The following is a 9,219-nucleotide window of genomic DNA, read 5'->3' as shown; positions in this document are numbered from 1 at the left end:
TATCTCCATGATCTTTAATCTGAACGCATCAACGATTCAGGTTATCAGGAGATGTTTATGTCCCGTACGTTCAAACTCAGTGTTATGGCCGCCGCTGTTATGGCTGTTGCGCCCGCAGCCCAGGCTTTCGAAGCTGGTGATTTTATTCTGCGTGCCGGTGTTGTGCATGTGGCGCCGGATGATTCCAGCGATGTGATCACGGCAAATGGCGTTGCCGTTTTAGGCAGTGACGCCCGCGTTGCAGTAGACGCCAATTCGCAACTCGGTATTCGCGCAACCTACATGTTTACCAGCAATCTTGGCGTAGGCATCTTGGGGGCTACCCCATTCAAGCACAACATTAGTGGTGCAGGCGATATTGAAAGCCTTGGCAAGATTGCTGAGACCAAGCATTTGCCTCCTACGCTGACACTGCAGTATTTCCCCATGCACAGCGGTTCCGCCCTGCAGCCATATGTTGGGGTAGGGGTTAACTACACTACGTTCTTTGAAGAAAAAACCACAGGCGCGCTCTCTGGCCTGGATATCGAGTTGGATGACAGCGTAGGCGTTGCCGCTGAGATCGGCTTGGATTACATGCTCAGCGAGAATTTTGGTCTGAACGCTGCTGTTTGGTGGGCAGATATCGACACCACAGCCAAAGTTGAAACACTGGACGATTTCGACGTCGAAATCGACCCAATGGTCTACATGGTTGGCTTCACTTACAAATTCTGATCCCGACTCTGTAATCCATAACCAAAAACGGAGCCTCACAGGCTCCGTTTTTGGTTATACAAGTTGCTATAAAGCACCCACGCACGGGTAGATGCTTTTTGCGCTTTAGCTCTGGCTTTGGCGCTGTCCCGAAGAACGTCCGCGCTGACCACCGCCATTCTGGCTACGACCACCACTGCGCCCACCTGGCTTGTCGCCGAAGCTGCGAGGCTTGCCACCCGGGCGTCCGTTACCGCCGCTGCGATTTCGAGCGCGGCTTGGGTCCGCTTTTGCCTTGGGCTTCATGGCCACGTGGTTCTTGGGCTCGAAACCTTCCATTTCCTTGCGCGGCAGCTGCTTTTTGATCAGCTTTTCGATGCCAACCAGCATCTTGAGCTCATCGGCACTCACCAATGACAGCGCATGGCCACTCTCACCCGCCCGACCGGTTCGGCCGATGCGGTGCACGTAGTCTTCCGGTACGTTAGGCAGCTCAAAGTTAACCACCTGCGGTAGCTGTTTGATATCCAGACCACGTGCAGCAATATCTGTAGCAACCAGAACCCGAACCTCGCCTTGCTTAAAATCCGCCAGCGCACGGGTGCGGGCACCCTGAGACTTGTTGCCGTGTATGGCTGCGGCTGTGATGCCGTCTCTTTCCAGCTTCTGGGTCAGGCGGTTAGCACCGTGTTTGGTGCGGGTAAACACCAGCACCTGCTCCCAGCTGTTATCACGCACCAGCTTGCTCAGAAGAGCGGTTTTCTGGTTCTGATCAACGGCATACACCGACTGCTTTACACTTTCGGCTGTGGTATTTCTGACTGCAACATCGATCTGTACCGGATTGTCGAGAAGGCCTTTAGCCAACGTCCGGATCTCACCGGAGAAGGTGGCCGAGAACAGCAGGTTCTGGCGTTTGGCTGGCAGCAGCGCGAGAATTTTTTTAATATCGCGAATAAAGCCCATGTCCAACATGCGGTCGGCTTCGTCCAGCACGAGGATTTCCACCTCGTTAAAGCGCACCGCATTTTGCTGGTACAGGTCCATCAGGCGCCCCGGTGTTGCTACCAGTACGTCCAGGCCTTTGCGCAGCTTCATCATCTGCGGATTGATTTTAACGCCACCAAAAACCACAGCGGCTTTGGTGGGAACGTATTTGCTGTACAGGTTAACGCTGTCGTGAACCTGCGCCGCCAACTCCCGTGTAGGCGCCAGAATCAGCGCGCGGGGGCCTTTACCTGTGCGGGGGTTCGCAGCCAACCGCTGCAGCAATGGCAGTGTAAAACCGGCTGTTTTTCCCGTGCCCGTTTGGGCGGCCGCCATTATATCCTTGCCAGAAAGTACAGCAGGAATAGCCTGAAGCTGAATGGGGGATGGGGTTTCATAGCCCTGGTCGGTAGTTGCACGGACCAGCTGCTCGGAAAGACCGAGTGAAGAAAAACTCATATAAAATTAACTCTTGATTGTTCTGCCTCCACGAGCACCGTTCTCGGCGAATGCGGGCAGATACCATGATGATTCATGGAATAAAAGACGACTACGGTCACGCGCCGGTAATCGGGGTGACGTCCTCTGACAGGTCGTATGGATGGTTCGCAACAAGAAGGCTTAAAGCCCGAAACTGCGGAATCCCTAGAGGCAGGATGCGACGAACCTTAACAGAGGCTTGGTAAATTAGCCATAGGGGATTATAGCTTTACACTCTCAGAGCCGTGACAGCTGCGGCAAGCAGACTGGCAGAAATCAGCCCGACAAGAGACAGCCGGAGGTTCCAGCGGAAGGAAGCATCCATGGCTGCATAGCCGGTCAGGCGCTCCATAATAAGTGCGTTGGCGGCAAAGGGCGTGCCGAAGGCAGTAATCCCCCATCCCGTTACCATGCCAACACCCAGACCAATCAGCGCATTGTCGGGCCAGATAACTCCGAGAATCCCGCCGGCGAGGGTGCCAACCACAATAGGATTAATGCCGGCCAGACCGGCCGCAAAGAAAATCCAGGGAATGCAGGCTGCAATCACTGGCCAGAGCCATGTAGGCACAGCCGGATCACCGCTGATCTGGCCCAGCACCGCACCGCTGATTACCGAACCAATAAACGCAGATCCGCCCACAATCGCCAGTTCATTGCTGACGTTGGACATGTTCACCAGGGGCGGGTTCGTTTTACGGCTCCAGGCCAGGAGTCTTGCGCCAAGAACTGCAGCCATACAACTGAGCGTTACCGCATGAGCATAACTGAGCTGATACCACTGGCTGAAAACGAACACGCCCGCGCAGATAGCCAGAATGAGGGCGCCAAATCGTAACCAGGGCGCCAGGCCGGCTTTGCTCTCCGGTGTCTCCATTTGCTGATCGGTTTCGGATTCGCGCCAAATCAGTCCGCATAGAACAAGCGCGGCGGAGAACGGCACAGTGAATAACAACAAATCAAGGCTGCCAAGCCCCGGCAAGAGCGTGAGTGTCAGCACCACTGAAATCGATAGTGGAGAAAACGTAGGCGATACACCAAAGCCTCTCAAAACCGCACGGGTTGCATTACGAGTCGCCGGTGAGTCGCCGCTGCTGCGAACACGCTCACCGACCAGACTGCCTACAACAGCCACAGAGCCAAAGTTCAGAGGTATGGAAACGAGCGAGGTACCAAAGGCAAGGCTGAGGTATCGAGCTGATGGATTACCTCCAAACAGGCTGGCAGAAATCTGCTGCAAATCACGGGTGCGACTGAGCACAGAGGACAAGAGCATCACCGCCAGTATCAGCCCCGCCAGACGGCTCATGTTGCCTGCTGCTGTACCGATCAGGCCGGGGTCGCGGCCCAACGCAAACACCAGCGCCAACCCGGCCACCAGAAAAACCGCTCTGGGCACCCGGCGCATATCCCGCCACCCCAGAATCACTGCCAGGCTTACCGCCCCGGCGCCAAGACCAGCCATGCCGGGAAACAGCGCCAGGATGGCGGCTATGAGGGCAACATAGGCAAGAGCGGAACGAATTGGTTGCAAGGGTGCACTTCCTGAGCGACAAAGCCGAAGATCCTAGGGGCTCAGGTCTCTCTCGGGTATCCGCAATTATGGCGATACCGCAGCCTCCTCATGCCTTTAAATCCCATGGGTCGCAGTTGCAGAGCCGCCGACTCGGTAGCGGCGGCATGATTGGTTCGGCTCATAATTGTCATGCCCCGAACAGGACAGTTCTCAGAGTGCGGTTGTTTGGGCCAGTTTGCGAATAGCGCTGGCAGAATGCTCGGCCCATAGCCGGTAAGCATCCAGGCCGGGATGGAAGCCATCCGCAGCCATAAAGCCCGGCTCAAGGGGGAAGGATACGCAAAGATATTCAAGGTGGCCTTCCCCGGAAGCCCGGCTTTTGCAGACGTTTTTCATCAACTCATTCAGCTGCCTCGCCCGCATGCCCAGATACCAGCGCAAAGGCTGAGGCAAGGCGGGAAAAACATGCATAGGCGGAATGGCGGTAAAGAGAATGCGGGTGGCGCCCATGCCTTTTATCAAGCGGTCTGACAACGCATTCAGGGCCGAAAGCCACTGCTGCGTGCTGGTGCGGCCGGTAACATCGTTAACGCCAACGGAAACAAGCACTACATCGTAGTGTTCGTCTGGCGCTGAGTTGATTGCCTCCAGAACATCGGCTGCCGTGCGGCCTGTTTCCGCCAGCAAATTCCAGGTTACACGGTGATCTCGGGCAAGCTCCCTGACCAACTGCCCCGCCAGCGCATCTTGCTGGTTGCTTACGCCCACACCAGCGGCGGCAGAATCTCCAAGGATCAGCAGCCGGAGTTCCGGCCCTTTGCCAACGGCGCCCCGGCGTTCGCCCTCAGGCTCTGGCAAGCGTGGCGTTACCCGGCGCACGTAGCGCCCCTGACCGATTAAAACCGGTGCCAGCGCAAGCGTCGACAAAGGGTACAACATAGTGTTTACATCCGGTCAGTCGTGGTGGCCAATCGGACCTTCCGTAAACAGGAACTCCCGCAGGTGCTTGTCCATCACTGGGTCCTTGCGGCGAATCCACTCCAGCACCATGGCAGCGTGTTCCTTTTCCTCATCGCGATTGTGTTCAAGAATCGCTTTCAGCTCAGGATCCTTGCAGGCATCCACTCGCTGGTTGTACCAGTCTACTGCCTCAAACTCCTCCATCAGGGAGCTAACGGCACGGTGCATCTCGCGGGTTTGATCGCTCAGTTCGCCGACCGGTTCATGGTAGCTTTCGTTCGCCATAAGAAGCTCCTTTCATCGTTCAATTAGTGGGGTATTTCCAACATATTGGCACGCTATATCAATATAGCCCACAATAGGAAAGCTTAGCCCTTGAACCCCTTCCCAACAATATAAACCTCGCGAGAGCGGGCGCGGGAAGAATCCGGTTTACGCACCACCACCTTGTCGAAGACTTCTCTTACGGCTTTCAGATACTCATCGTAGCCTTCACCCTGAAACACCTTGGCCACAAAACTGCCTTTGGGCTTTAACACCTGGCTGGCCATATCCAGTGCCAGCTCCACCAGATACATGGACGACGCCTGATCAGCCACAGTAACCCCACTGATGTTCGGGGCCATGTCGGAAATCACCACATCTACGGGGCTGTCACCGAGCGCCTCCATAATGGCGTCAAAGACTGAGTCTTCGGTGAAGTCGCCCTGCACAAACTCAACACCCGCAATGTTATCCATTGGCAGAATATCAGAAGCCAGCACCCTGCCCTTATGGCCTACCAGCTTGGCCGCTACCTGCGACCAGCCTCCAGGAGCAGAGCCCAGATCCATCACCACCATGTTGGGGTGAATCAGCCTGTCCTTCTTGTTGATTTCAAGCAGCTTGTAGCTGGCCCTGGAGCGATAGCCATCTACCTGCGCCTGTTTCACGAAGGGATCGTTAACGTGCTCATCAAGCCAGCGGCCACTGCTTTTGGAACGTGCCATAGAAACTCTTCACAAACGGTTTAATGGAGGTTGATAACATACGGCTTGGGAAAGCGCCATTGTACGTGCCGCGCCTTCCCTCGGCAAAACCCTGACAACCGCATAGAGCGCACGTACAATTGCTCATCATCCCCTCTCAGCCAAACGCGGACCCTTCCATGAAACTGGATGACATTAAAAAACTGCACCAAAAAAAATACCGCCAGGCGCTGGGGCATTACCTTGTGGAGGGGGAGCATCTGATTCTGGAGCTGCAAAAAGCAGCCGCCAACCAACCGCAACTGCAATCCGCAGAGCTGTATGTAACCGAAGCCTACGAGCACTGGCAAAGCCAGTTTCGAACCCACCTCGTTAACGATCGCCAAATGGCGAGGCTTGCAGACACTAGCACCCCTCAGGGCATTCTGGCCGTTGTCCCCATGCCAAAATCCAGTGCCTCTGAAACAACAGCCGGTGAAAAAGCGGTATACCTGCACGAAGTACAGGACCCAGGCAACCTCGGGACGATTATGCGCACACTGGCATGGTTTGGCGGCTTCCGTTGCCTGTTAAGCCCCGGCAGTGTTGACCCTTTCAACCCGAAAGTTGTGCGCGCCAGTATGGGTGCCATCTTCCACTTACCGCTGGAAACCGACGTGCCGCTGGCAAGCTTGACCAGCCGCTATAGCTCTATCGCCTGCCTCGACCTGAACGGTGGAGAACTCACGTCGCAAGCATTCCGCCAGCACGATTGCTATCTGTTCGGCAATGAAGCCCGAGGGGTACCACAAGACGCTCTGACGCAACTGGCCGCAACGCCCTATACCATCCCGGGCAATGGGGAGATCGAATCCCTCAACCTGGCCTCTGCGGTGAATATGTGTGCCTATGAGTTGAAGCGCGGCTTGTAAGCGGCGTCTCACCAGCGCAGGGAAAATCTCGCAGATGGTTCATTTGGGTAGTCACTGTGATGCTTCCGGTTATTGCGTGTAGCAAGCTAATCAGAGATGATCGGAGGCCTGTTCCCAACCGGATAGACAACAACAATGGAACGCTACCTCCAGCCCACAGAGTATTTCAACTATAACCAGCCCGAGCTGAAGGCCTGGATTGCTACCCAACTAGAAGGCGTGCCCGATAATAAGGTAGAGCAGGCTAAAGCCCTGTATCTGGCCGTTCGGGACAGTGTGGGCTACAACCCCTATGTTTTCCGGCCAGAACCGGAAACCTTCAGCGCCAGCCATGCCTTGAAAACCGGCGAGAGCTACTGCATTCCTAAAGCGGTGCTGTTTGGCGCTGCCGCACGCTCGATTGGCATTCCCAGCCGCCTGGGCCTGGCCGATGTGCGCAACCACCTCTCAAGCCCCAAGCTGATTGAATGGCTGCGCTCGGATATTTTCCGCATGCACGGGTTTATTGAGCTGCACCTGAACGGTAAGTGGGTAAAGGCCACGCCTGCTTTTAACAAGCAATTGTGTGAGCTGATGAAGGTGGAGCCGTTAGAGTTTGATGGCGTTACTGACTCCATTTTTCAGGAGTATACCGAAGCGGGAGAAGCCCACATGGAATACGTGAACGATCACGGCGTGTTCGACGACGTTCCCCACGAATTCATTCTGTCTGGAATCAAAGCCGCTTACGGGCATTTGTTCCCGAACGGCGAAGCTCCGGACGCCATTGAGGGCAGCCTGGAACAGGATATTTCCGGGCGCTGAAACACAAAACGGCACTCGCTTATCAAAGCGAATGCCGTTTCAGAGTACTTCAGGGTGTGGCCGAGGCATAGGCCCCAGCTATTGCATACCCCGTCGCTCCCTCTTATTCCACAGAGTTGCGAATCAGGAAGTCAAAGGCGCTCAAGGCAGCTTTCGATCCTTCACCCATGGAGATCACAATCTGCTTGTAAGGCACTGTGGTGGCATCCCCCGCCGCAAACACACCCGGAATCGAGGTTTCGTTGCGGTCGTTGATGATGAGCTCACCGTGCTGGCTCAACTCGATATCGCCTTTCAGCCACTCAGTGTTGGGCACCAAACCAATCTGAACGAACACACCTTCCAGGGCGACATGGTGATTTTCACCGGTTTTGCGGTCTGTGTAGTTCAGGCCACTTACCCTGCCATTCTCACCAACCACTTCGGTGGTCTGGCCAGAGGTAATGATGTCCACGTTCTTCAGGCTGCGTAGCTTCTTCTGCAACACTTCGTCGGCACGCATTTCATCGCCAAACTCAATCAGTGTGACATGGCCAACAATACCGGCCAGGTCGATAGCGGCTTCTACACCGGAGTTACCGCCACCTATAACCGCAACATGCTTGCCTTTAAACAACGGGCCATCACAGTGTGGGCAGTAGGCCACGCCCTTGTTGCGGTATTCGTCTTCTCCCGGAACACCCAACTGGCGCCAGCGAGCACCGGTAGACAGCACCACAGTGCGAGCCTTAAGCGATGCACCATTGGCCAGACGAACCTCATGGAGCTCGCCGCGTTTGGCCGCAGGAATCAACTTCTCTGCCACCTGCATGTTCATGATATCCACGTCGTAGTCCTTAACGTGCGTCTCCATGGCGGCAACCAGTTTCGGGCCTTCGGTATAGGGCACAGAAATAAGGTTCTCGATACTCATGGTGTCTGCCACCTGACCACCAAAGCGCTCGGCGGCAATCCCCGTTGAAATACCTTTACGAGCCGCATAAATCGCAGCAGCAGAACCGGCCGGGCCACCACCAATTACCAGTACATCAAAGGCGTCTTTCTGATTAATTTTCTCGGCTTCTTTCTCGTCAGATTTGGTGTCCAACTTGGCGACAATCTCTTCCAGAGTCATACGCCCCTGGCCCCAGGACTCGCCATTCAGGAATACGCTGGGCACAGACATAATTTCGCGCTTTTCTACTTCGTCCTGGAACAGTGCTCCATCAATAGAGGTGTGGCGAATGTTCGGATTCAGCACGCTCATCAGGTTCAGAGCCTGAACCACATCCGGACAGTTCTGGCACGACAGTGAGAAGTAGGTTTCAAACTCAAAGCTGCCTTCCAGCTGCTGAATCTGTTCGATCAAATCCTGAGCAGCTTTCGAGGGGTGACCACCCACCTGCAACAGCGCCAGAACCAGCGAGCTGAACTCATGCCCCATGGGGATACCAGCAAAACTGACACCGATGTCGCTACCTACCCGGTTAATGGCAAAAGACGGGCGACGCACATCATTGGATTCTTCTGTGCGCAGGCTGATCTTGTCAGACATGGTCGCGATTTCTTCCAGTAGCTCACGCAATTCCCGGGATTTAGCGCCATCGTCATAGGCTGCGACCAGCTCAATCGGCTGCTGCAGTTTTTCCATGTAAGCCTGAAGCTGCTGTTTGATATTTGCATCCAACATATAGGAATTCTCCTTTTGAACTCTTTAAACTGATCGCTCGAGTCTCAAACCCGACATGATCTTTGTTTGGGGTATATCTAAACAATACGGACTAGCAACAAAATGCTCAAATCAATTGATTCAAACTGTTTGATAGCCTAATACTATTGAGAGGTATCGACCGGACATCATTAGCCTTCTGAAAACGTTTCTGCCAAGGCGAATGGACAAATAGCGCATACCCTTACA

At 54.8% G+C, this 9,219-nt stretch carries 9 protein-coding genes; 3 read left to right on the top strand and 6 right to left on the bottom strand.

The window, feature by feature from the left end; all coding sequences use genetic code 11:
* Positions 1 to 57 precede the first annotated feature (57 nt).
* Positions 58 to 717, top strand: coding sequence for an OmpW/AlkL family protein (locus CDH47_RS00170; RefSeq protein WP_100637823.1), 660 nt, complete (start codon positions 58 to 60; stop codon positions 715 to 717).
* Between the two features lie 105 nt (positions 718 to 822).
* On the opposite strand, the gene CDH47_RS00165 is transcribed toward CDH47_RS00170, so the two are convergent.
* The 5 genes from CDH47_RS00165 to rlmE form a co-directional block, all read right to left on the bottom strand.
* Complete coding sequence (locus tag CDH47_RS00165) at positions 823 to 2,142, bottom strand: DEAD/DEAH box helicase (RefSeq protein ID WP_100637822.1); 1,320 nt, start codon at positions 2,140 to 2,142, stop codon at positions 823 to 825.
* Positions 2,143 to 2,392: 250 nt separating this feature from the next.
* On the bottom strand, positions 2,393 to 3,697 hold the full coding sequence (locus tag CDH47_RS00160) for a hypothetical protein (protein ID WP_100637821.1): 1,305 nt from the start codon (positions 3,695 to 3,697) through the stop codon (positions 2,393 to 2,395).
* A 192-nt stretch (positions 3,698 to 3,889) separates the two neighbouring features.
* Positions 3,890 to 4,618: an SGNH/GDSL hydrolase family protein gene (locus CDH47_RS00155; RefSeq protein ID WP_100637820.1), complete on the bottom strand. Its 729-nt coding sequence runs from the start codon at positions 4,616 to 4,618 to the stop codon at positions 3,890 to 3,892.
* A gap of 15 nt (positions 4,619 to 4,633) precedes the next feature.
* Positions 4,634 to 4,924 carry an encapsulin-associated ferritin-like protein gene (locus CDH47_RS00150; protein WP_100637819.1) on the bottom strand — a complete coding sequence of 97 codons (291 nt, stop codon included), beginning with the start codon at positions 4,922 to 4,924 and terminating at the stop codon, positions 4,634 to 4,636.
* Positions 4,925 to 5,007: 83 nt separating this feature from the next.
* Complete coding sequence (gene rlmE, locus CDH47_RS00145; protein WP_100637818.1) at positions 5,008 to 5,628, bottom strand: 23S rRNA (uridine(2552)-2'-O)-methyltransferase RlmE; 621 nt, start codon at positions 5,626 to 5,628, stop codon at positions 5,008 to 5,010.
* A 158-nt stretch (positions 5,629 to 5,786) separates the two neighbouring features.
* On the opposite strand from rlmE, the gene CDH47_RS00140 reads away from it, so the two are divergent.
* Together CDH47_RS00140 and CDH47_RS00135 are read left to right on the top strand one after the other, a co-directional pair.
* Complete coding sequence (locus tag CDH47_RS00140; RefSeq protein ID WP_100637817.1) at positions 5,787 to 6,518, top strand: TrmH family RNA methyltransferase; 732 nt, start codon at positions 5,787 to 5,789, stop codon at positions 6,516 to 6,518.
* Between the two features lie 135 nt (positions 6,519 to 6,653).
* Positions 6,654 to 7,322: a transglutaminase-like domain-containing protein gene (locus tag CDH47_RS00135; RefSeq protein WP_100637816.1), complete on the top strand. Its 669-nt coding sequence runs from the start codon at positions 6,654 to 6,656 to the stop codon at positions 7,320 to 7,322.
* 103 nt (positions 7,323 to 7,425) lie between these two features.
* On the opposite strand, the gene ahpF is transcribed toward CDH47_RS00135, so the two are convergent.
* Positions 7,426 to 8,991 (bottom strand): alkyl hydroperoxide reductase subunit F, encoded by a 1,566-nt coding sequence (gene ahpF, locus CDH47_RS00130; RefSeq protein WP_100637815.1) that lies wholly within the window; start codon positions 8,989 to 8,991, stop codon positions 7,426 to 7,428.
* Between the last annotated feature and the right edge of the window lie 228 nt (positions 8,992 to 9,219).

The sequence above is a fragment of the Marinobacter salexigens genome, from assembly GCF_002806945.1.
Lineage (GTDB): Bacteria > Pseudomonadota > Gammaproteobacteria > Pseudomonadales > Oleiphilaceae > Marinobacter > Marinobacter salexigens.
Note: the sequence above shows the minus strand (reverse complement) of the source record. Positions and strands in the feature narration are given on the sequence as shown.

Coding starts and splice junctions, on each gene's coding strand:
- CDH47_RS00170 (WP_100637823.1), top strand. CDS start 58: ATGTCCCGTACGTTCAAACTCAGTGTTATGGCCGCCGCTGTTATGGCT.
- CDH47_RS00165 (WP_100637822.1), bottom strand. CDS start 2,142: ATGAGTTTTTCTTCACTCGGTCTTTCCGAGCAGCTGGTCCGTGCAACT.
- CDH47_RS00155 (WP_100637820.1), bottom strand. CDS start 4,618: ATGTTGTACCCTTTGTCGACGCTTGCGCTGGCACCGGTTTTAATCGGT.
- CDH47_RS00150 (WP_100637819.1), bottom strand. CDS start 4,924: ATGGCGAACGAAAGCTACCATGAACCGGTCGGCGAACTGAGCGATCAA.
- rlmE (WP_100637818.1), bottom strand. CDS start 5,628: ATGGCACGTTCCAAAAGCAGTGGCCGCTGGCTTGATGAGCACGTTAAC.
- CDH47_RS00140 (WP_100637817.1), top strand. CDS start 5,787: ATGAAACTGGATGACATTAAAAAACTGCACCAAAAAAAATACCGCCAG.
- CDH47_RS00135 (WP_100637816.1), top strand. CDS start 6,654: ATGGAACGCTACCTCCAGCCCACAGAGTATTTCAACTATAACCAGCCC.
- ahpF (WP_100637815.1), bottom strand. CDS start 8,991: ATGTTGGATGCAAATATCAAACAGCAGCTTCAGGCTTACATGGAAAAA.